This is a genomic window from Franzmannia pantelleriensis (assembly GCF_900102875.1).
GTDB classification, from domain to species: Bacteria; Pseudomonadota; Gammaproteobacteria; order Pseudomonadales; family Halomonadaceae; genus Franzmannia; species Franzmannia pantelleriensis.
In genome coordinates, this window is record NZ_FNGH01000004.1 from 21327 (window position 1) to 43856 (window position 22530).

Sequence of the window (22530 nt, forward strand, 5' to 3'; positions counted from 1 at the left end):
TGCGCCGCCCGGTCTTGCCGGGCGGCACATGCTGAACATGCCGAGAGTGGTGTATCCCTCAGAACTCATTCGGCCAGGCGGCGAGTTTCCCCCATTGAGATGTCAGGTGTCGATACCAGCCAGCGCTTGGCCAGCCGCCTGGCCTGTGGCGGATGACGCACGGCGGCCAGGTGGCCCGCCTGACGCCTGACGCCGGCGCGCTTGAGCTTGAGCACCATGCGTGCCGGCATGCCGATGAAGATCAGCCCCACCTGGCGCGTTGCCAGCTCCTCGACCAGCGACTGCAGGGCGACGATCGCCGTGGCGTCCAGGCTCGGGACATCGCGCATGTCGAGCATCACCACGCGTACCTCGGGGTCTACTACCCGCAGGGTCGACACGGCCTTTTCCGCGGCGCCGAAGAACAGCGGGCCGTTGATGTCATAGAGTGCCACCTGGGGGGGTAGATCCCGGGTCTGTTCGTCACTGTCGGGTTCAAGACGGCGGGCGTGTGTAAGGTGGGCCATGCGGCGGATGAACAGTGCCGCCGCAAGGCCGATGCCCACTGCCACCGCCAGCACCATGTCGAATACCACCGTGAGCAGGAAGCAGATCACCAGGATCGCCACGTCGCTGCCCGGTGCGCTCTTCAGAGTGTGCACGAAGTGGCGCGCCTCGCTCATGTTCCAGGCGATCACGAATAGCAGCGCGGCAAGTGCTGCCATCGGCACCAGCGCGAGTACCTCGGCCAGCGCTACCACCGCCAGCAGTACCACCAGCGCGTGGACTACTGCGGCCAGTGGCGAGCAGGCGCCACTGCGAATATTGGTAGCGGTGCGCGCCAGCGCGGCGGTGGCGGTGATGCCGCCGAAAAAAGGTACGGCGATATTGCCGAGTCCCTGGCCGATCAACTCGGCATTGGGGTCGTGTCGGGTGCGGGTCAGGCCATCGGCGACTACCCCACAGAGTAGTGACTCGATGGCCGCCAGCATGGCGATGGCCAGTGCCGGGCCGAGTAGTTCGCGAATCAGGGCGAAGTCCACCGTCAGCGGTGTCCCATCCGCTCCAGGCAGGCGCCAGGGTAGCAGCAGGGTGGGGGCGAAGGGGGGGATGCCGCTACCGGTCTGGCCCTGATGCTCCCAACTGAAGCGCGAGGCGATGGTGTCGATCTCTACGCCCAGCGGCGCGATCGCCAGTGTCGCCAGGGTGCCTACCGCCAGCCCGACCAGCGGTGCCGGCACGGGTGTCTTCAGTCGTGGCCACAGGATCAGGCTGGCCAACGTCAACAAGCCGATGCCGAATTCGGCAGGGGCCAACGAGGGCGCGGCATGGGCGATGGCGGCTAGGTTGTGCAGCGTGCTATCGCCGATGTCGACCTCCGCGAGCCCGAGGAAGTCGGGCAACTGCAACAAGGCGATGACGACGGCAATGCCGGCGGTGAAGCCCAGTACCACCGGATAGGGCACGAACTGGATCAGGTTGCCTAGCCGTGCCAGCCCTAGCGCGACCAGAATCAGTCCCGCCATCAGCGTGGCGATCAGCAGGCCACCAAGGCCATGGCTGGCGACGATGGGGAACAGGATAACCACAAAGGCCGCGGTAGGGCCGGAAACATTGAAACGCGAGCCGCCGGTGAGGGCGATGATGGCTCCCGCCACGATAGCAGTGTACAAGCCGTGCTGGGGCGGTACGCCAGTGGCGATGGCCAGGGCCATGGAGAGTGGCACCGCGACGATGCCGATGGTCAGGCCGGCCAGTAGGTCGCGCTTGAGCTCTGTCAACCCATAGCCCAGGCGCCAGCTGGTCAACAGCGCACTTCCGGGTTGCGGCAGGGAGTAGCGGGATCGCTTGTGTCGTCGTGACATAGGGGTGCCGAAGTCGATTTAGATATCCCTAACGTTACTCCTGCCTATCGCACTGCCACAAGTGAACCGCAGGCAATGATGATAAAAAAACGGCGCCCTCATGGGGGCGCCGTTGCATAGTCTTCATGACGTTTGCAGGCGGCGGCTCAGCCGGCCACCAGCTCTTGATACATGCCGCCCGGGGCATCCAGTACCTGGCGATAGATGCCGCCCGGCTCGGGCGCCTCGGGCTGCTCTTCCTCGACCGGCTCCGGCGGCGGGTAGACGGCCACCAGGTCGCCATTGGCGGCCTCCATGATCTCGCGCAGCTGACCGTAGTCGATGTCTGGCAGGTCATCGCCCAGCGCTCGATGCAGGCTATCGAAGGGATCGAGCAGGTGGGTCAGGGCATCGTCACGCTGCTCGGCAGGGGCGAAGGCTTGGACATAGAGGGTGTCCTCCTCCCAGCCCACCTTGAAGTGGTCGTCGATGATATTGACCGCGGTACCGTTGGGAATATTGCCGTAGAGGTGCTCGATATCCTCCGGGTACATGCGGATACAGCCGCGGCTGGCGCGCATGCCGATACCGTCGGGCATGTTGGTGCCGTGAATCAGATAGCCGGGGATGTCGAGCAGGATGGCATGCCGGCCCAGCGGATTGTCGGGGCCCGGGGGCACCACGGCGGGTGCCGGCTCGCCGCGCTCGGCGGCCTCCTCGCGCATCGAGCGTGGCGGATACCAGGCCGGGTCCTCGAGGCGCATGGTGGTCTCGGTGGTGCCCAGCGGGGTGTTGAAGCCCTCACGGCCGATGCCGATGGGGTAGGTCTCGACCCGCGGCGTCTCGCCGTTGCCGGTAGGCGGAAAATAGTAGAGCCGCAGTTCGGCGAGATTGACCACCAGGCCCTCGCGCGGGGCATCGGGCAGAATATGCTTGGCCGGGATCACCACCTCGGTGCCGTCACCGGGGATCCAGATACTGATATCGGGGTTGGCGGCGCGGATCTCTTCATAACCCACGTTGTTGGCCCGGGCGATATCGAGCAGGGTCTCGTCGCCCTCGACTTCGACGGTGTAGCGCTCGCCGACGATGTTGCCGTCCTCGGGCAGCGGATAGTGGCCCAGCGGCCAGTCGCTATCGTCGTCGGCCAGCAGCGAGCCGCTGGCCAGCGCGATGCTCAGTGCCAGCGGGGCGAGCCACAGGGGGCGGGGTGATGCGGAAAATGATGTCGTCACGATAGTCCGAGTATCGGCCAGTGGCCGTGGAAGAAGGTTGCCGAACAGTGTTCCACGCAGCTTGCGGGGGTGCAACTGTCGGTGACATGCTGGCCAACGCAAGCGGCGACCCCGAAGAGTCGCCGCTTGCTTGCTGCTATGCGTGGATCAGGTCAGGGCGTGTCGCCCACCGCGCCAGGCATGGCGGGAACGCTGCCGTTCTCGCCGGCCAGCGCCAGGAAGTGCAGGTGGCGCTCATACTCGGCGAGTACGTCGCCGATTACCTGGCCGCGGGTATAGCCGTTGAGATCCTGGCCGGTGCCGCCCTCGGCGAGGTAGACGTCGAGGCGCACATAGTAGTCGTCGTCCACCGGCAGGAAGCTCGGAGTGCGCAGGCGGTGCGGGCACACCTGGTAGACGAAGTGCGGCGCATTTTCGAGCTCGACCTGCAGCGTCAAGCGCGGCAGCGGCTCGTCCTCGACCTGCTCCTCGCTGACGTTAGCGACCTGGCCACGACCTTCCAGTTCCTGGGCGAACTGGGTCATCGCCGGGCGAATCGAGTGCTCGATGGTCGCCGCAGCGCCGGCGCGGTTGGAGGTGTCCAGCGCGCGGTCGAGACGCTCGCGCCAGTCGCCGCCGGGGGCGGTGCCGGCGATGCGGCGGCGAGCGTCGGCCTTGTCGCCTTCCATGCGCAGCGCCCGGTACATACCGGCCATGATCGCGAAGATCACCAGCGAGAACGGCAGGGCAGTGATGACCACTGCGCTCTGCAGCGCCGCCAGCCCACCGGCCATCAGCAGAGCAATGGTGATCAGGCCGATCACCGCTGACCAGAAGATGCGCAGGGTCACCGGTGCGTCGTGGTTGACGTCGGAGAGGATCGAGGTGAAGTTGGCCAGCACCAGCGCACCGGAGTCCGCCGAGGTGATGAAGAACACGATGCCGAGCACGGTGACCACCGCGGCGGTCAGGCCCACCCAGGGGTAGTGCTCGAGCAGGGTGTAGAGGGTGGTCTGTGGGGTGCTCAGGGCCTGCTCGCCGAGCTCGGCGACGCCCTGGTTGGCGACCAGTTCGATGCCGCTGTTACCAAACACAGACATCCATACCATCATGAACGCCAGCGGGATGCCCAGTGCACCGGCGACAAACTCGCGGATGGTACGGCCGCGCGAGATGCGCGCCAGGAACAGGCCGACGAACGGCGTCCAGGCGATCCACCAGCCCCAGAAGAAGATCGTCCACCACATCTTCCACTCCTGGGCCTCTTCACCGGCAAAGGCGTAGGTATCGAAGCTCTTGGCGATGAACCCGGACAGGTAGTCGCCAGCGTTGTTGACCACCATATCGAGCAGTTGCAGGGTATGGCCCTGGAACAGCACGAACAGCAGCAGTGCCAGCGCCAGCAGCATATTGAACTCGGACAGCCGACGAATGCCCTTCTCGACGCCGCTGACCACCGAGATGGTCGCCATTACCACTACCAGCGCGATCAGGATGACCTGCACCGAGAGGCTCTCAGGCACGTCGAACATATAGGTCAGGCCGTAGTTGAGCTGCATCACCCCGATGCCGAGACTGGTAGCGATACCGAACACCGTGGAGATCACTGCGGTGATGTCGACCGCGTGGCCGATGGGGCCGTAGATGCGCTTGCCGAGCAGCGGATAGAGTGCGCTGCGAATCGCCAGTGGCAGCCGGTGGCGATAGCTGAAGTAGGCCAACGCCATGCCCATCAGCACGTATAACCCCCAGCCGGAAAGCCCCCAGTGCATGAACGTCTGCACCACGGCGGCGCGCATCGCCGCCTGGCTCTCGGGGTCGAGGTCGGGCGGCGCCAGGTAGTGGGCCACCGGTTCGGCGACGCTGAAGAACAGCAGGTCGATGCCGATGCCGGCGGCGAACAGCATCGCCGACCAGGAGAGCAGCGAGAACTCGGGCCGCGAATGGTCGGGGCCGAGGCGTATGCTGCCGAATCGCGAGCAGCCGATCAGCACCACGAATACCAGATAGGCCACCACCGCCAGCATGTAGTACCAGCCGAAGGTAGCACTGACCCAGGCCAGGCCAGCATCGAAGAAGGCGCCGGCCTGCTCGGTGAAGGTCATGGTAATGACCAGGAAGACCAGGATACCGGCTACCGAGCCGTGGAATACGGCCGGGTTGAGCCGGTCGCGTCGTTCGGGTGTATGTGTGTCATGCGCCATGGGGCAGACTCCCTGAGGGTTGTTGGCATGATTCTCGCGGCGCGGCGTATGGGGCATGTGACGCTGCTGTTATTTTGATTGCTTGAGCAATTAAAATAACGCCAATAGCCTTCGCTTGCCCACCAAGGACGCGGTGCATGCCGCATTGGGACATGCTGCGAGACGTTTTTGGCACTTAGGGTGCACGAGGTCGCGATGCGCTGGCCGTCGCTATCCGAGCGTGGCCAGGCGATAGCAGACAGGGTCGTTTTGTTAATTGATTGTTCAAAATAAAATACGCGACTCGAGCAACACCTTCAACCCTTGGTGGGGGATTGCCAGGCTTGACTGTAATTCAACGCTAGGCGTGGGGGGCGCCTTGCAATCCGGGTTTACCCGGCTATACCTGATGTAACTGATCGTGATATGTCAGGCGATGGGTGCGGGATGCCCCGGCGACGAGCGATCGGTAGCCAGACCGCTCCTCTGGGGAAGGAGACCCGGTTCAGCGAAGGTCATACCAATAACGATAACGCCTCGTTGGAGAACCCAATGACTCACGATACGTCCAAGAATGCTGCTGCATCGTCTGTGGAAACAGCCACCACGACGCCATCTTCCGATTCCGCCAGCACATCACTCAACACGTCACGGCGACGTTTTCTGACCGGCTCGGCAGCGGCTGTCGGTGCCGCCGCCGCAGTGGGCTTTCCCAGCATCGCCGTGGCCCAGACCACCACGCTACGTTTCCAGAGCACCTGGCCCAACCAGGACATCTTCCATGAGTTCGCAGCGGACTACGTGCGCATCGTCAATGAGATGTCCGGTGGCCGCCTGCGGCTCAACCTGCTGCCCGCCGGTGCGGTGGTTGGCGCCTTGCAGATGCAGGATGCGGTGATTTCCGGTGCCCTCGACGGCGGCCACGGGGTTTCCGCCTACTGGTACGGCAAGCATAAGGCCTTCTCGCTGTTCGGCACGCCGCCGCCGTTTGGTTGGGATGCCCATCAGTTCCTGGCCTGGTTCTGGAACGGTGGTGGCATGGCGCTCTACAACGAGTTGCTCGAACAGATGGAGCTGCCGCTGGTCGGCTATCTCACCGGGCCGATGCCGACTCAGGCGCTGGGGTGGTTCAAAGAGCCGATTCGCAGCGCCGACGACCTGCGCGGGCTCAAGTACCGCACGGTGGGCCTGGCCGCCGATCTGATGAACGAGTTCGGTGCGGCGGTGACGATCATGGGGGGCGGCGACATCGTGCCGGCCATGGACCGCGGCCTGCTCGACGGGGCCGAGTTCAACAACCCGTCGTCGGATCGCCTGCTGGGCTTCCCCGATGTCAGTAAGACATGGATGCTGCGCAGCTACCACCAGGACTGCGAATCTTTCGAGATCATCCTCAACAAGCGTCGGCACGATGAGATGCCCGAGGAGTTCCAGGCGATCCTGCAGTATGCCGCCAAGGCGGCCTCGTCCGAGATGTACTGGAAGGCCATGGAACGCTATCCGCGAGACCTTCAGGCGATGCGCGAGGAGCAGGGCGTGCAAACCTATATTACGCCCGATTCGGTGCTCGAGGCGCAGCTGGCTGCCTGGGATACGGTCATCGAGCGCGAATCGGCCAACGACGACTTATTCCGCCGTGTCGTCGAGCACCAGCGTGAATACTGCGATCGCGTGGTCGGCTTCCACCTCGAGCACACCACACCCAAGGAACCCGCCTACCGCCACTTCTACGGCAAGGAACCCACCGACACCTCGACCATCCTCTAGGCCTGCGGGCCCTACTCACCCGCTGCCAGGAGGCAGGGGGACGTCGATCGGCGGCACTGCCCATGATGTGGCAGTGCCGCCCATGGTGAGAGGTTGTCATGCGCGTCATTTTCTTCATCGACCATATCAGTACCTGGATGGGTAAGGTATTTGCCTGGTCCATCCTGATCCTGACCTTCGTGGTCAGCTACGAGGTGTTCATGCGCTATGTGATGGGCGCACCGACCACCTGGGCGTACGACACCAGCTACATGCTCTACGGCACCCTGTTCATGATGGCCGGGGCCTATGCCCTGGCGCATAACGCGCACGTGCGGGCAGACGTGGTGTCGCGCTACTTCCCGGTGCGTGTGCAGGCGGGCATGGATCTGGCGCTCTACCTGGTGTTCTTCTACCCCGGCATCCTGGCGCTGCTGTTCTACGGCTGGGATTTCTTTGCACTCTCCTACCGCCAAAACGAACACAGCTCCTACACGCCTGGCGGACCGCCGGTCTATCCCTACAAGTTCGTGATCCCCGCCTGTTCGGCGCTACTGGCACTGCAGGGCTTGGCCGAGGTCAGCCGCTGCGTGCTGTGCCTCAAGCACGGCAAATGGCCGCGCCGCCTTGGCGACGTGGAGGAGATCGCCATTCCGATCAACAAGCAGGATGAGATTCTTTCTGCCCAGCAGACACCTCCGGAGGATCGGCAATGAGCGAACCGGAAATCGGTATCCTGATGCTGGGCATGCTGGTCTTACTGATCATGCTCGGCTTCCCCATCGCCTTCACGCTTATCGCCATGGGCATCGCCTTCGGCTATTTCGCCATCGGTGACATCATCTTCTCGCTGCTGGTACAGCGCGCCTATGGCGTGATGTCCAACGACGTGCTGATCGCCGTGCCGCTATTCCTGTTCATGGGCTATATGGTCGAGCGGGCCAATATTCTCGACCGACTGTTCTCCAGCTTGCAGCTGGCGGCACGGGGCATGCCGGCCTCACTGGCGGTGGCCAGTCTGATCACCTGCGCGCTGTTCGCTACGGCCACCGGCATCGTCGGTGCGGTGGTTACCCTGATGGGGCTGCTGGCCTTGCCGGCGATGCTCAATGCCGGCTACGACAAGCGCATGTCGAGTGGTGTGATCTGTGCCGGCGGCTGCCTGGGCATCCTGATCCCGCCGAGCATCATGCTGATCCTGTATGGCGCCATGGCCGGGGTCTCGGTCGTGCGCCTGTATGCCGCGGCGCTGATACCCGGGCTGCTGCTGGCCGGGCTGTACATCCTGTACGTGATGGGGCGTGCGATGCTCAACCCCAAGGTGGCGCCGAAGCTGCCGGTCGAGCAGTTGAATGTGCCGCTGGGTAGGGTCTACTGGGGACTGCTGACCTCCTTCGTGCCGCTATTCGTGCTGATCATGTCGGTATTGGGAGCGATTCTGTTTGGCCTCGCCACGCCCCATGAGGCGGCGGGTATCGGCGCCCTGGGGGCGATCCTGCTGGCCGCGGCCTACCGCCAGTTGACCTTCGCGCGGCTGCGCGAGGCGGTGTTTCTCACCGCGCGCACCAGCGCCATGGTGTGCTGGCTGTTCGTCGGTTCGTGGATCTTCTCGTCGGTGTTCTCGCTGCTAGACGGTCATTCGCTGATCGAGCACTGGATTAGCAGCCTGTCGTTGACGCCGCTGCAGTTCCTGCTGCTCGCCCAGCTGATGATCTTCATCCTCGGCTGGCCGCTGGAGTGGACCGAGATCATCATCATCTTCGTGCCGATCTTCCTGCCCCTGTTGCACATGTTCGGCATCGATCCGTTGTTCTTCGGGGTGCTGGTGGCGCTGAATATCCAGACCTCTTTCCTTACGCCACCGATGGCGATGTCGGCCTTCTACCTCAAGGGCATATCGCCCAAGGGGATCGAGCTCAACGATATCTTTATCGGTATCGCGCCGTTCCTGCTGATGGTGTTCGTGGCGATGTTCATCCTCTACATGGTGCCGGGTATCGTGTTCTGGCTGCCGGGGGTCCTCTACGGCTGATAGACGACAACGCCCGACAGCGCGTGTCGGGCGTATGGGGGATAGCCTAACGCGGCGCCGCTGACGGGATCAGCGGCGTCGCGTCCGTCAGGCGTTGCGCTCTGGGTGATGGCCACGCGTGCCGTGGTGGCGATGGCCGTGCTTGCGGCCCTTGGGCTGCATGGTGGCCTTGAGCTCTTCCAGCTGCTGCTCGTCAAGGAGCTCGGCCAGCGCCGCGTGATGCTCGTCGCGCAGTGCACGGTAGGCGTCGCGGCGCTCCTCGCGGGAGTCGAACGCCTGCTCGCGCAGTTCGCGCATATCGGCATACAGGCTTTCGCGCACTTCGGTGAGGGCCTCCCGCTCGTCGTCGCTCAACTCCCAGCTGTCGACCAGGGCGGTGAGGCGCTCCTGCATCGCCTTGCGGCGCTCAGCGTGGTGTTCCTGCATCTTCTCGCGCATGGCGCTACGCAGCTCCTCGCGCTGCTCGTCGGTGAGAATCTCGTCGAGGGCGGCGCGGTGCTGTTCATGCAGTTCGTGGTAGGCCTCGTGGCGCTCGTCGCGGGACGCGAACTCGTGTGCCTTGAGCTCGCGGTGGGCGTCGCGCAGTTCGGCGTGGGCGGCTTCCAGTTCGGCACGGGTGTCATCGTCGAAGCCGAGATGCTCTTGCATGGCGTCGAGGTGCTCGGCGTGCTTGTGCTGATAGCGCTCGCCTTTGATGGCATCGTCGCTGTGGCTGCCCGCCGAGGCGGCCAGCGATAGCGGGGCGATGGCCAGCGCCATCAGCGCCGGCATCAGCGACTTGCGTACGGTCATTCGCATCATGGTGACTCCTGATTCCTAAGTGGGACGCTGACACTGTCGCCCGCTGCCGTGCAATCAGGTTGCAGCAAGGGTGCAACCATCGCGCAAGGCAAGCACTGCACGGCATGGGTCACTCCTCCGGCTGGTACTTGTAGCCCACGCCGTAGACCGAGCGAATGATCTCGCGCTCGGGCCACACGTCGCTGATCTTCTTGCGCAGCTTCTTGATGTGGCTGTCGACGGTGCGCTCGGAGACGATGCGATGATCGCGGTACATATGGTCCATCAACTGGTCGCGGGAGAAGATCCGCCCCGGTGCGTTCATCAGCACTTTGAGCAGCTGGAACTCCACTGCGGTCAATCCCAGGTCCTGGCCGTCGGCCAGCGCCCGCCAGCCGTCGTCGTCGAGGCTCAGTGCGGCGCCATCGGTGCTGCCCGGTACCTCCGCGGCGCGGCTGCGGCGCAGCACCGCCTTGATCCGCGCGACCACTTCGCGGGGGCTGAACGGCTTGCAGATATAGTCGTCGGCGCCCAGTTCCAGCCCCAGCAGGCGGTCCACCTCCTCGACCCGCGCGGTGAGCATGATCACCGGTAGCCGCGGCCAGCGCTCGCGTAGCTGGCGGCACAGGGTGAGGCCATCGGTGCCGGGCAGCATCAGGTCGAGCAGCACCAGGTCGGGACGCTGCTGCTCGAGCCATGGCACCACGCTGTCGCCGTGGTCGAGGTGATGCGAGGCGAAGCCGCTGCCCTCCAAATAGTCGGCGACCAGACTGGCGATCTTGGGCTCGTCCTCGACGATCAGAACGGTTTCCTTAGACGCGGTGCTCATGCACGTCCTCCCTGAGCAGTGGAAATTCGAGGGTCCAGCATAACCCGCCGAGGGCGGAATTCGAGGCCCGCATGTTGCCGCCGTGGGCGGTCACCAGAGCGGTGGCGATGGACAGGCCGAGCCCGCTGCCGCCGCTGGCGCGATTGCGCGAGCCCTCGACTCGGTAGAGGCGCTCGGTGAGATGGACGAGCTCCTGCTCGGGCACTCCGGGGGCGGTGTCCTCCCAGGTGATACGGGCGATATCCGCGTCGCATTCGAGGCTGACGCGTAGTCGACCGGGTGGCTGAGTATAGGCGCAGGTATTGTCGAGCAGGTTATGCCACAGCTGTCGCAGTCGCTGAAGGTCGCCGCGGATCGGCGCCTGGCCGGTGACCTCTAGCTCGAGCGTGATTCCCTGGTCGGCTAGCCAGTTGCGGCGCTCCTCGAGGCGTGATGCCAGCGTCTCGGCCAGATCGAGGGGGGCCAGCGACACGTCGAGGACCCCGGCATCGCTCTGGGCCAGCAACCGCAGGTCGGCGACCAGGCGTTCGAGCTGGCCGACCTCCTGGGCCAGTGAGCCCAGGTTGTCGTCGTTCATCGGGCGAATGCCGTCCTGCATCGCCTCGATCTCGCCGCGCAGTACCGCCAGCGGCGTGCGTAGCTCGTGGGCGATATCCGAGACCCAGCGCTGGCGCGCTTCGCGATTGGCCTCCAGTGTCGCCGCGAGTACGTTGAAGTCATGGGATAGTCGCGACAGCTCGTCGCCGCCGTGCTCCGGCAGGCGAATGCCGTAGTCGCCTTCGGTGAGGCGCCGGGTGGCCAGTGCCATGTGGCCGGTACGCCCGCCCAGCCACCACGACAAGCCACCGGCCAGCAGCAGCGAGGCCAGCGACAGCGAGGCGACGATGATGCCCAGGTTGCGCTGCTGGCGCGACAGGAAGATGCGGTCCATGCGCGCCATCAACTGCTGCGGCGGGCGGTAGCCCAGTGCTCCGACCTGCTCGCCCTGGCTGATGATCGGCAGCCAGTGCAGCTCGGAGCCGTTCTGCTGGTCCTCGTCGGCGGGTCGCAGGCCGATCACCGGCAGGCCGTTGGCGTCGTGGAGTACGAAGTCATCCGGGTCGCCGAGGCGGCGGTCGATACCCTGCGGCGGCGGGCCGTCGCCGGGCCACAGCTGGCGGCGTACCAGCCGCTGCCAGGCACTCATGTCGTCGCGCAGCCACTGCCAGTCGCCGCGTCGCTGCCACTCCTCGGCGAGGCCCTCGGCGAGGGTCTCGGCGCGGGTGGTCTGGGTGGTTTCCAGGTAGTCGATGAAGCCGCGGTCGATGCTGCGCGAGACGGCCAGGAACACCAGACCGGCGATCAGCACGTTGACCACCAGGATGATCACGAACAGCTTGACGCCGAGGCGCGACACCACCGGGCGGCGACGGGATGAGTAGGCGGGCATCAGTGGGCCTCCTGAGAGTGGGCGGCGGCAGGGTGGGCTAGGCGCTCGCGCAGACGCTCGAGGCTCAGGTACAGCACCGGCACCAGAATCAGCAGGATCAGCGTGGCGAACAGCATGCCGAAGCCCAGCGAAATGGCCATGGGGATCATGAAGCGCGCCTGGCGCGAGGTCTCGAAGATCATCGGTGCCAGTCCCAGGAAGGTGGTCATGGTGGTCATCATGATCGGTCGCAGGCGGCGTGTGGCGGCGGCGACAATCGCCTCTCGGGCCCCCATGCCCTCGCGGCGGCGACGGTTGGCGTAGTCGATCAGCACCAGCGCATCGTTGATCACCACCCCGGACAGCGCCAGCATGCCGAGCAGGCTGACGATCGACAGCCCGAAGCCCATGATCAGATGGCCGCCTACTGCGCCGATCACGCCGAACGGGATCGCCGCCATCACCAGCAGCGGCTGCAGGTAGCTGCGGAACGGGATTGCCAGCAGACAGTAAATCGCCGCCAGGGTCAGCCACATCGCGGTCCTGAGCGTGGCGAGGTTGTCGGCAGTGTCCTGCTGACGGCCGCCGAGGCCGATCTCGAGGCCCGGGTAGGCGGCCTCGACGCCGGGGAAGACCTGCTCCTGCAGGGTGGCGAGCACTTGATTGACCTGTGCATCGCCTTCGAGGTCGGCGGTCACGGTGATGTCGCGTCGGCCGTCGGTACGCCGCAGGGTGGTGGAGGCGCGGCCGATGTCGATATCGGCGACCCGCGACAGCGGCACTTCGCGTCCTTCGGCGGTACGGATCGGCAGCTGATAGAGCTCGCTCAAGCTGTCGCGGGACTGCGGCGGCAGGCGCACCTCGACGCTCACCGAGGTGCGCCCGGCGTGCTGCTCCACGGCGGTGACGCCCTGCAGCGGCCCACGCAGCTGGGCGGCCAGGTCACTGCCGCTCAGTCCCAGGGCGCGACCCTCGGCGGAGAGGCGCACGTCGAGCTGCGGCAGGCCATCGCCCAGGCCGCTATCGATATCGGTGAGGCCGCCGAACTGGCCGAGTTCGTCGGCGAGCCGCTGAGAGGCCGCTTCGAGTACATTGCTGTCGGGATGCGACAGACGCAGGGTCAGGCCGGCGCCGCGCCCGGGCCCGCCGACGTCGGACTCGAAGCGCGCGGCCTGGACGTTGGTCAGTTCGCCGGTCAGTTCTCGCCACTCCCGGGCCACCCGCGACGGCGGCCAGGCGTCGAGGCTGGCGGGGTCGAGCTGCAGCAGGACCTCCAGGCTGTCGCCGTCGAGCCGGGTACGGGTGCCGGTAAAGTGTGGCCCGTCGTCGCGTTCGCCGAGGCGTTCGGCGGCCTCCAGCAGCTGGTCGCGAACGCGGCGATCGTCGGCCATCGGGCTACCCACCGGCAGGGTCACGCTGGCCTGGACCTGGTCGGACTCGACCCGCGGCATCAGCGAAAAGCCCAGCCGCCCGCTCATGGCGTAGGCCAGCGCCACCGCCAGTATCGCCACCGCCAGGCTGATGGTCAGCGCGCGCTGGTCGAGGGCGCGCTCGAGCAGCGGGGCGAAGCGCTGCTGGGTGAATCGCGTCAGGCCGCCCTGCAGGCTGCGTCGCACGCGTTCCAGCGGCTGCTGCCAGCGCGGTGTGGGGCGTCGGCTGGCGCCGTGAGCAAGGTGCGCGGGCAGGATGAACAGCGCCTCGACAAGCGACATCACGAACACCGTGATCACCACCAGCGGCACCATGGCGAAGATCATGCCCAGAAAGCCGGGCAGGAACAGCAGCGGCAGGAAGGCGACGATATTCGAGAGAATGGCGAAAGTGATCGGCGTGGCCAGCTCACGGGCGCCGCGAACCGCCGCTTCGCGCAGCGAGTGCCCCTGTTCGCGGTAGCTGTAGATGTTCTCGCCGACCATGATCGCGTCGTCGACCACGATGCCCAGCGCGATGATGAAGGCGAACATCGACATCATGTTGATCGATACGCCGATCCACGGCAGAAACAGCATGGCGCCGAGGAAGGCGGTAGGGATGCCGAGGGTGACCCAGAATGCCAGCCGTGCTTCGAGGAACAGCGCCATCATCACCATCACCATGGCCAGACCCAGCCAGGCGTTCTTGAGCAGCAGGTCGAGACGGTCGCGATAGACCTCGGAGCTGTCGCGGGCAACGCTCAGGGTCACGCCCTCGGGGAGGTTGGCGATCAGCCGGTCGAGCTCGGCGTGGACCGCTTCGGAGATGCCCAGCGGGGTCTGGTCGCCGATCTGGTAGACGTCGATGGTCAGCCCCGGCTGGCCGTTGTACTGGACCTCGCGGTCGCTCTCGGCGAAGCCGTCGCGCACCTCGGCGACATCGCCAAGGCGAATGGTGCCGCCGTTGGCGGTGCTGCCCACCGGCAGCTCGGCGAACGCCACGGCATCGTCGCGACGCCCTTGGTAGCGGATCAGCCACTCGCCTTCCTGGGTCGAGAGCCGCCCGCCGGCCAGGTCGAGGGCCTCCTCGCCGATACGTGCGGCGAGCTGGCTGTGGGTCATGCCCAGCCGGCGCATCGCCTCTTCGTCGAGCCACACCTGGATCTCGCGCTCGCGGTTGCCCGACAGTTCGGCCTTGGCGATACCCCGGCTGGCGATCAGTTCGGCACGCACTTCCTCGGCGGCGTCGTGCAGGGCGCGGTCACTGACGTTGCCGTGCACTTGCAGGCGCAGCACGCTGCGCGAGCGTCCGGCGAGGTTGATACGCGGCGGGTCGGCGGCGGCGGGGAGGGTGGTGATGGCGTTCACCGCCTGCTGGATGTCCTGGTAGACGCGCATCACCTCGACGCCGTCGATCAGGGTGGCGCGCAGGCTGGCGCTGCCCTCGCTGGCGGTGGCGGTGACCTCGTCGATGCCCTCGATGTCGGCGAGTTCGGCCTCCACCGGCAGCAGGATGCTCTGCTCGACCTCCTCGGGAGTGGCCCCGGGGTAGCTGACCGAGATCTGCACCACTTCGATATCGAAGCTGGGGAACACCTCCTTCTTGATCGTCAGCGAGGCCATCAGGCCGCCCACGATCAACAGCAGCATCAGCAGGTTGGGGGCTACACCGTGGTGCACCATCCAGGCGATCGGGCCGCGCCGCATCACGATTCGTCCCCCGCTTCACCGAACTGCCTGGCAAGCTCGGTGCTGCCCAGGGTGCGCGGCCGCAGCCGCATGCCGTCACGGGGTTGACCGAGATTGGAGACCACGATCCGCTCGCCGGTTTCGAGCCCGGCGCTGATCAGAATCTGGTCCTCACCGCGGTGGAGTACCTCGACCCGCGCGCGTCGCAGGCGGTCCTCGTCGTCGAGCTGCCACACCTCGTCGCCGGGCCGAAGCGCCTGGGCCGGCAGCGCGAACAGGTCGTCGCGGGGGCTGGCGATGATCTCGGCGCGCAGTAGATCGCCAAGGCGCAGTGCCGGGCCGTCGCTGTCCAGCGCCAGCGGGTCGTCGACCTGCACCAGCAGTTGGGTTTGCAGGCCGCCCTCGTCGAGCGCCGGCAGCACCGACAGCACTCGGCCGCGGCGCTCTGCCCCCGCCGGCCAGCCGCGGCTGGTCAGGCGCACCTCGGCACCGCTGGTTGCGTCGTCTTCGGTCTGTCCGGCATCGATCCAGCTCAGGGCCTCACCGGGCAGCGAGAGCTGGACCCAGAAGTGCGAGACATCGACCAGGTGCAGTAGCTCGGTGCCGGCGGAAATTTCGCTACCGCTCCCTACCAGACGCGCCTGAATCATGGCGCGGTAGGGGCTGGTCAACTGGGTGCGCGACAGGTCGAGTTCGGCCTGCTCCAGGGCTACCCGGGCGCGTGCCACGCCGGCCTCGGCGGCGCGTAGCTGCGGTTCGCGCAGTACCAGGGCGCGGCGTTCGGCGGGTAGCTCGCGACCGAACGACTGGTACTCGCTCTGTGCGCGAAGCTGCTCGCCACGCTCGGTGGCGAGTTCGGCTTCGGCCTGGCTGAGCTCGGCCTGGGCGGCGCGCAGCGCCAGGCGGTAGTCGCTATCGTCGATGGCCAGCAGTGGCTCGCCGGCCGCCACCACCCGGCCGGGAACCACCCCTGGAGCGAAGGCGTCGAGGTGGCCAGCGACGCGGCTCGAGAGGAAGGTCTCGCGTTCGGCCAGGACCCGGCCGTAGCCGTGGATCTGCGGCGCGGCCGGGCCGCGAGTGGCCTCGATCACGTCGACCACAGGCGGCGGCACCTCGGGTGGCGGACGCCGCTCGACCCGCGGCGGCTGGCTGATCAGCCAGTAGGCGACGCCCAGGCCGACCGCCAACACCAGCAGTGCCGCGCTTGCCCCCAGCCGAATACGCCCCCGTTGGCGGAGGCGTTGGGTCGAGCTGGGGGGAACTGAAGTGACGGACATGGACGGCTCATGACGAGAGAGTGGCAGCACACAGCATCGCCGTAGGGGATGCAGCTATTGGTCATGAACTGTGCAAGCAAGGTGCAAGCGTTGGCAACTGTCGATACCGACCCTGGCGCCGCGACTATGGGCAGCTTTCGCCTATCATCAGCTCGGTTGACAGTAGACTGTCGACGGCCGGCGTCAGACCCAGGATCATGCGCGCGGCGATGCGCCCCTTTTCGACGCTGTCCTGGCGCACCGTGGTCAGCCGCGGCGCGCGGTACTGGCCTTCGGCGATGCCGTCGAAGCCGACCAGGCGCAGGTCTTCGGGTACCCGCAGGCTACGCTGCTCGGCCAGCGTCAGGGCGGTCAGGGCGATGCGGTCGGACATGCACAGCAGCAGGTCGGGACGCTCGGCGTCGGGCAGGTCGAGGATCGCCTCGATCACCGGCGAACAGACCTCGAAGGTATTCTCCTCGACGTTCCACAGCGGCACGTCCGCGGGGGTGAAACCTCGCTCCTCCAGCGCCTGGTAGAAACCGTCGAGCCGCGAGCGGGTGATGGTGCGGTTGCCCGGTAGCAGGGTATGTTCCGGGGTGACCCGGCCATTGCAGGGCTCGGCGGTGAGGCGCAGATTGATCACCGCCGGACGTTGGGTCGGCGTCGTCAGGGCGTGGTGGGCGATGGCCCGGCTCGCTGCCTGGTTGTCGACGTGCACCGCCGGACGCCCTTCGATATCGAAGTCCACCGCCACCAGCGGCCGCTGGGCCGGCAGGTCACCGAGCAGGGCCAGGGTCGGCATCAGGCCGTAGACGATGAAACCGTCGGCGATGTTGGCCGACCCCGGCGCCTGGGAGGCGTGCTCACGCCCGGGAAGCAGCAGCATGGTGTGGCCGTGGGCATCGAGAACCTCGGCAACGCCGGACAAAAACTCGCTGGCCACGGCGTCGTTGAGGCTGTAGGTCAGGCTTTCGGCGAGTACTACCGCGATGATTCGCGAGCGACCGGTGCGCAGGCTGCGCGCCTTGGCGTCGGGCCCGCGATAGCCCAAGCGCTTGGCCTCGCCGAGAATGCGCTCGCGCAGGGCCGGCGACAGCTGATCCGGGCGGTTGAAGGCGTTGGAGATGGTCGCCGTGGAGACGCCAAGCTCTAGCGCCAGGTCTTTCAGCGTGATGCGGTGGGGGACGGACACGAGCGCTTCCTTCGCCATCTTTATCGATTCAGTTAGCTTGCTATCATAGGCTCGGTAGTGCTCCTTGGCCAGTGCGACCATGGACGCAGCCCCACGTGAGGCGGCGTCCAGGGTATTACGCCGCCGCCCGGGTGCGCATTGCCGGTAGCGCACGGTCCTGGGCGTCGAAGAGATGGACGTGCTCGGGATCCGGCGTCAGGGCCACTCGTTGGCCGGTCTGCCACTTGCTGGGCGCCTCGCTGCGGTGGATCAGCAGGGTATCGCCGGCCTCGAGGTAGACATAGACCTCGTTGCCCAGGTACTCGACGTTGACGATCTCGAAGGCGTTGTCGCCGCAGGCCTCGTCCAGACGCAGGTGCTCGGGGCGCACGCCCAGGGTCAGGGCGGCGCCGTCGGCATGGTCCGTGGCGTCCTGGGGCAGGGCCAGCTCATGGAGGCCCGGGCTATGTACCCGGCACCCCTCGCGGCCACTGGCGGCCAGCGTTGCGGGCATGAAGTTCATGGTCGGCGAGCCGATAAACCCCGCCACGAACTTGGTTGCAGGACGCTGGTAGAGTTCCTGGGGCGAGCCGACCTGCTCTATGCGGCCGGCATTGAGTACCACGATCTTGTCGGCCAGCGTCATGGCCTCCACCTGATCGTGGGTGACGTAGATCATGGTGGACTCGAGGCGCTGGTGCAGGCGGGCGATCTCGTTGCGCATCTGCACGCGCAGTGAGGCATCGAGATTGGAGAGCGGCTCGTCGAACAGCAGGATGCGCGGCTCCCGGGCCATGGCGCGTCCCATGGCCACGCGTTGGCGCTGGCCCCCTGAGAGCTCCTTGGGCTTGCGCTGCAGCAACTCCTCGAGCTGCAGGATGCGGGCGGTGGCCATGACGCGATCGTCGACGGTCTCCTTGACCATCTTGGCGAGCTTGAGGCCGAAGGCCATGTTTTCGTAGACCGTCATATGCGGATAGAGGGCGTAGGACTGGAAGACCATGCCGACGCCGCGCTCCCGGGGTGGTAGCTCGTTGACCACGCTGTCGCCGATGCAGAGCTCGCCGTCGCTGATCGACTCCAACCCGGCGATCAGCCGCAGCAGGGTCGACTTGCCGCAGCCGGAGGGGCCGACGAAGACCACGAACTCCCCGTTACCGATGTTCAGGTCCACATCCTTGATGATGTGGGTGCTGCCGAAGACCTTGTTGACCTTGTCGAGGGTAACACTTGCCATGGGGTGTCTCCTTGCCGGCCCGGTGAGAAAGGGGCTCGCCGCGGGCCGGCCTGTTGTTATGAGTGCTGAGATGAGTGTGACTCAGAGCGCGAACCAGGCGGCCTGGTAGGGCGGCAGGCGCAGGGTCTCGCCGTCGAGCTCGGCCGCGAAGCCATGGCCCGCCAGTGGAGCCTGGATCGCCATGGGCAGCTGGGCCGCCTGAGGCTCGCCGGACAGGTTGAAGACGCACAGGATGCGCTCGTTGTCCTGCTCGCGCACGAAGCCGAGCAGGTCGTTGCCGACGTCCACCAGGGCGAGGTCGCCATCGACCAGGGCCGGATGGGCGGTGCGGAAGGTCAGCAGGCGACGGGTGGCGCTGAGCACCGAGGCCGGATCGTCCTGCTGCTCGGCCACGGCCAGCGGCAGCTGGCGGGCTTCCACTGGCAGCCAGGGCTCGACGCCCGCGGCGCTGAAGCCGCCATGCTCGGCGTTCTCCCAGGGCATGGGGGTCCGACAGCCGTCGCGGCCCTTGAACTCCGGCCACAGTACCTTGCCGTAGGGGTCCTGGATGCGCTCGAAGGGCACCTCGGCTTCGGGTAGGCCCAGCTCCTCGCCTTGGTAGAGGCAGACGCTGCCGCGCAGCGAGAAGAGCATGGCCAGCGCCACCTTGGGATAAGCCAGCGGGTCCTCGTCCGCACCCCAGCGGGTGGCGCTTCTCACCACGTCGTGGTTGGAGAGCGCCCAGCACGGCCAGGCGTCGCCGGCCAGGCGCTGAAAGCGTTCGATCACTTCCCGGATATAGGCCGCTGAGTGGGGGGCGTTGAGCAGGTCGAAGGTGTAGGCCATGTGCAGCTTGTCGCCGCCCTCGGTGTATTCGGCCATGCGCTCGAGGGGATTATCGTCGCCGATCTCGCCCACCGTGGTGGTGCCGGGGAACGCGTCCATCAGCGCGCGCAGGTCGCGCAGGAAGTCGAGGTTCTCCGGGCGGCTCAGGTCATAGACGTGGCGTTGCCAAGTATAGGGGTTGGTGTCTGGAGCGCCCAGGGTCTTGGCCTCTCCCGCCGGTACCGGGGGGTTATCGCGCAGTTCGGCATCGTGGAAGTAGAAGTTGACGGTGTCGAGGCGGAAGCCGTCTACGCCGAGCGCCAGCCAGAAACGCATGTTGTCGAGCTGGGCTTTTCTGACCTGAGGGTTGTGGAAGTTGAGGTCCGGCTGGCTGGTCAGGAAGTTGTGTAGATAGTACTGGCGCCGCCGTGAATCGAAGGTCCAGGCCGGGCCGCCGAAGATCGACAGCCAGTTGTTGGGCGGGGTGCCGTCCGGCTTGGGGTCGGCCCAGACGTACCAGTCGGCCTTGGCATTGTGGCGATCGGCGCGGCTCTCCTGGAACCAGGGGTGCTGGTCCGAGGAGTGGCTGATCACCTGGTCGATCATCACCTTGAGGCCGAGTGCGTGGGCGCGGGCCAGCAGCGCCTTGAAGTCGTCCAGGGTGCCGAACATCGGGTCGACATCGCGGTAGTCGCTGACGTCGTAGCCGAAGTCGAGCATCGGCGAGGTGAAGAAGGGCGACAGCCAGATGCCGTCGACGCCGAGGCTCGCCACATAGTCGAGCTTCGCGGTGATACCGGCCAGGTCACCAATCCCATCACCATTGGCGTCCATGAAACTGCGCGGGTAGATCTGGTAGATGACGCCACCGCGCCACCATAGGGTGTTGTCTTGCATCTTGAATCCTTGGGTCATGGAAAGCGTTTGGTATTCATTGAGGTCGCCATCAGTTTCCCGACACCGGGACTGATCCGACGGCAGGCCCCGGGGTGCCGGACCATCGCGAAGGCGCTGTGAACCCTTCCCTGGGCGCTACTTTTGCCATCCATGGCAAAAGACCTTCGCTTCGACCTGCCCTCGGCGTCCCTCAGAGGCTCGGGCCCGATGCTGATGATGGTGGAATCAGCCCTTCACGGCGCCGGCGGTGAGGCCGGAGACGATGCGCCGCTGGAAGATGATCACCAGCACCACCAGGGGCACGGTAACCACCACCGAGGCGGCCATGATCGGGCCCCAGGGCAGCTCGTAGGCGCTGCCGCCGGAGAGCAGGGCAATGGCGACCGGCACGGTGCGCTGGCTGTCGGTGAGGGTGAAGGTCAGGGCGAACAGAAATTCGTTCCAGGCGGCGATGAAGGCCAGTAGCCCGGTAGTCGCCATGGCTGGCCACATCAGGGGCAGAAATACCTTGGTGATGGTCACCCAGGGCGTGGCGCCGTCCATGATTGCTGCCTCCTCCAGCTCCATCGGCAGCTGACGCATGAAGGTGGTCAGCACCCAGACGGTGAAGGGCAGGGTGAAGATGGTGTAGCTCAGTATCAGGCCGCCCGGGTTGTTGTAGAGGTTCAGCGCGCGAATCACCTCGAACAGCCCTGAGAGCACCGCCACCTGGGGGAACATGGAGACGCCGAGGATCACTAGCAGCACCGTGGTGCGGCCGCGGAAGCGCACCCGACCCAGAGCGTAGGAGGCGGTGATACCCAGTAGCAGGGCGATGAACACCACGCTGGTGGCGATCAGGATGGAGTTGAAGATCGCCTGCAGGAAGCTCTTCTGAGTGAACACCTGGACATAGTTGGCAAGGCTCCAGGTACTAGGCCACAGCTCGATCCGGAATAGGTCGCTGGAGGGCGTGAAGGAGGTGATCACGGCATAATAGAAGGGAAACACCGCAATGATCGTCACGAAGGCCACCAGCAGCCAGAAGCCGATGCGTGTGGCGAGCTTGTTGAACTGGCGCGAGGTCATGCGTCACCTCCCAGGTTGAGTTGCTTTCGGCCCAGGTAGAGGTAGGCGATGGTGGCGAGCGCGATGATCAAGAACAGCAGGGTCGAGGCGGCGCTGCCGTAGCCCACGTCCTGGAATTCCACCAGCTGCTGGCGAGCGTAGATCGACATCGACATGGTGCTGGTGGAGTTGGAGGTCAGCACATAGATGACGTCGAACACCCGCAGGGCGTCGAGCAGGCGGAAGATCACCGCCACCATCAGCGCCGGGGTGATCAGCGGCAGGGTCACCTTGAAGAACACCTTGACCGGATGGATACCGTCGACCTCGGCGGCCTCGTAGCAGTCCTTGGGCAGCATCTGCATGGCGGCCAGCGCCAGCAGGGCCACGAAGGGGGTGGTCTTCCAGACGTCGACCATGATTACTGCCCACATGGAGTAGGCGGCGTCGGCGGTCCAGGCGATAGGGTCGCCGATGATGCCAAGCGCCATCAGGATCTCGTTGATGATCCCGAACTGGTCGTTGAGCATCCAGGCCCACATCTGTGCCGAGACGATGGTGGGAATCGCCCAGGGTATCAGCACTGCGGCGCGCACGAAGGTACGGCCCTTGAACTCGGCGTTGAGGATCAGCGCCACGATCACCCCGAACACCACCTCCAGCGATACCGAGACGATGGCGAAGTAGAAGGTGTTCCACACCGAGCGCCACCAGATGGGGTCGGCGAGCACCCCGTACCAGCGGCCGTCGTCATAGACCAGGTAGTTCTCCAGGCCGATGAAGAGGATATCGCTGAGATCGGAAAGCGAGGCGTCGGTGAAACTGAAGTAGAAGGTGCGCAGCAGCGGCCAGCCGGCCACCATGGCAAGGACTACCAGCATCGGCGCCAGGAATAGCCAGGCGGCCTTGACCCGCTGACGACGCACCTTGGTGCTGCGGTAGGCCTTGGCCGGGAGGCGCGCCGCGGTGGGCGCGCTATCGTCGAGGGTCGTACTCATG

General features: G+C 65.8%; 16 protein-coding genes. 3 read left to right on the forward strand and 13 right to left on the reverse strand.

The window, feature by feature from the left end; translation table 11 throughout:
• Positions 1-65 precede the first annotated feature (65 nt).
• The 3 genes from dauA to betT form a co-directional block, all read right to left on the reverse strand.
• Positions 66-1844, reverse strand: coding sequence for a C4-dicarboxylic acid transporter DauA (dauA, locus tag BLT16_RS05855; RefSeq protein WP_089657609.1), 1779 nt, complete (start codon positions 1842-1844; stop codon positions 66-68).
• Positions 1845-1990: 146 nt separating this feature from the next.
• A complete protein-coding gene (locus BLT16_RS05860) occupies positions 1991-3058 on the reverse strand; it encodes a L,D-transpeptidase family protein (protein WP_218124417.1) in 1068 nt (355 codons plus the stop codon).
• A gap of 152 nt (positions 3059-3210) precedes the next feature.
• Entirely contained in the window at positions 3211-5241 is a 2031-nt protein-coding gene (betT, locus tag BLT16_RS05865) for a choline BCCT transporter BetT (RefSeq protein ID WP_089657610.1), read from the reverse strand.
• Between the two features lie 531 nt (positions 5242-5772).
• Here betT and BLT16_RS05870 point away from each other — a divergent pair.
• The 3 genes from BLT16_RS05870 to BLT16_RS05880 all read left to right on the forward strand — a co-directional run bounded on the left by BLT16_RS05870 (position 5773) and on the right by BLT16_RS05880 (position 8998).
• The gene (locus BLT16_RS05870) at positions 5773-6987 is read left to right on the forward strand and encodes a TRAP transporter substrate-binding protein (protein ID WP_245701500.1); all 1215 of its coding nucleotides are present in this window, start codon (positions 5773-5775) and stop codon (positions 6985-6987) included.
• A gap of 98 nt (positions 6988-7085) precedes the next feature.
• Entirely contained in the window at positions 7086-7682 is a 597-nt protein-coding gene (locus BLT16_RS05875; protein WP_089657611.1) for a TRAP transporter small permease subunit, read from the forward strand.
• The gene (locus tag BLT16_RS05880; RefSeq protein WP_089657612.1) at positions 7679-8998 is read left to right on the forward strand and encodes a TRAP transporter large permease; all 1320 of its coding nucleotides are present in this window, start codon (positions 7679-7681) and stop codon (positions 8996-8998) included. Before BLT16_RS05875 ends, BLT16_RS05880 begins: the two co-directional genes overlap by 4 nt.
• Before the next feature lie 87 nt (positions 8999-9085).
• Here BLT16_RS05880 and BLT16_RS05885 read toward each other — a convergent pair whose 3' ends face one another.
• From BLT16_RS05885 to BLT16_RS05930, 10 genes are all read right to left on the reverse strand, one after another.
• Positions 9086-9799 carry a hypothetical protein gene (locus BLT16_RS05885; RefSeq protein ID WP_089657613.1) on the reverse strand — a complete coding sequence of 238 codons (714 nt, stop codon included), beginning with the start codon at positions 9797-9799 and terminating at the stop codon, positions 9086-9088.
• Between the two features lie 109 nt (positions 9800-9908).
• Positions 9909-10607, reverse strand: a complete 699-nt coding sequence (locus tag BLT16_RS05890) for a response regulator (RefSeq protein WP_089657614.1) — start codon at positions 10605-10607, stop codon at positions 9909-9911.
• Positions 10591-12036 carry an ATP-binding protein gene (locus BLT16_RS05895; protein WP_089657615.1) on the reverse strand — a complete coding sequence of 482 codons (1446 nt, stop codon included), beginning with the start codon at positions 12034-12036 and terminating at the stop codon, positions 10591-10593. The genes BLT16_RS05890 and BLT16_RS05895 overlap by 17 nt, the downstream gene beginning before the upstream one ends.
• Positions 12036-15134: an efflux RND transporter permease subunit gene (locus tag BLT16_RS05900; protein ID WP_245701502.1), complete on the reverse strand. Its 3099-nt coding sequence runs from the start codon at positions 15132-15134 to the stop codon at positions 12036-12038. Before BLT16_RS05900 ends, BLT16_RS05895 begins: the two co-directional genes overlap by 1 nt.
• Positions 15134-16393, reverse strand: coding sequence for an efflux RND transporter periplasmic adaptor subunit (locus tag BLT16_RS05905; protein ID WP_089657617.1), 1260 nt, complete (start codon positions 16391-16393; stop codon positions 15134-15136). The genes BLT16_RS05900 and BLT16_RS05905 overlap by 1 nt, the downstream gene beginning before the upstream one ends.
• A gap of 124 nt (positions 16394-16517) precedes the next feature.
• Entirely contained in the window at positions 16518-17567 is a 1050-nt protein-coding gene (locus BLT16_RS05910) for a LacI family DNA-binding transcriptional regulator (RefSeq protein ID WP_176817173.1), read from the reverse strand.
• Between the two features lie 115 nt (positions 17568-17682).
• The gene (locus BLT16_RS05915) at positions 17683-18783 is read right to left on the reverse strand and encodes an ABC transporter ATP-binding protein (protein ID WP_089657618.1); all 1101 of its coding nucleotides are present in this window, start codon (positions 18781-18783) and stop codon (positions 17683-17685) included.
• 81 nt (positions 18784-18864) lie between these two features.
• The gene (locus tag BLT16_RS05920; RefSeq protein WP_089657619.1) at positions 18865-20484 is read right to left on the reverse strand and encodes an alpha-glucosidase family protein; all 1620 of its coding nucleotides are present in this window, start codon (positions 20482-20484) and stop codon (positions 18865-18867) included.
• 225 nt (positions 20485-20709) lie between these two features.
• Positions 20710-21552, reverse strand: coding sequence for a carbohydrate ABC transporter permease (locus tag BLT16_RS05925; protein ID WP_089657620.1), 843 nt, complete (start codon positions 21550-21552; stop codon positions 20710-20712).
• Positions 21549-22529, reverse strand: a complete 981-nt coding sequence (locus tag BLT16_RS05930) for a carbohydrate ABC transporter permease (protein ID WP_089657621.1) — start codon at positions 22527-22529, stop codon at positions 21549-21551. Before BLT16_RS05930 ends, BLT16_RS05925 begins: the two co-directional genes overlap by 4 nt.
• Between the last annotated feature and the right edge of the window lies 1 nt (position 22530).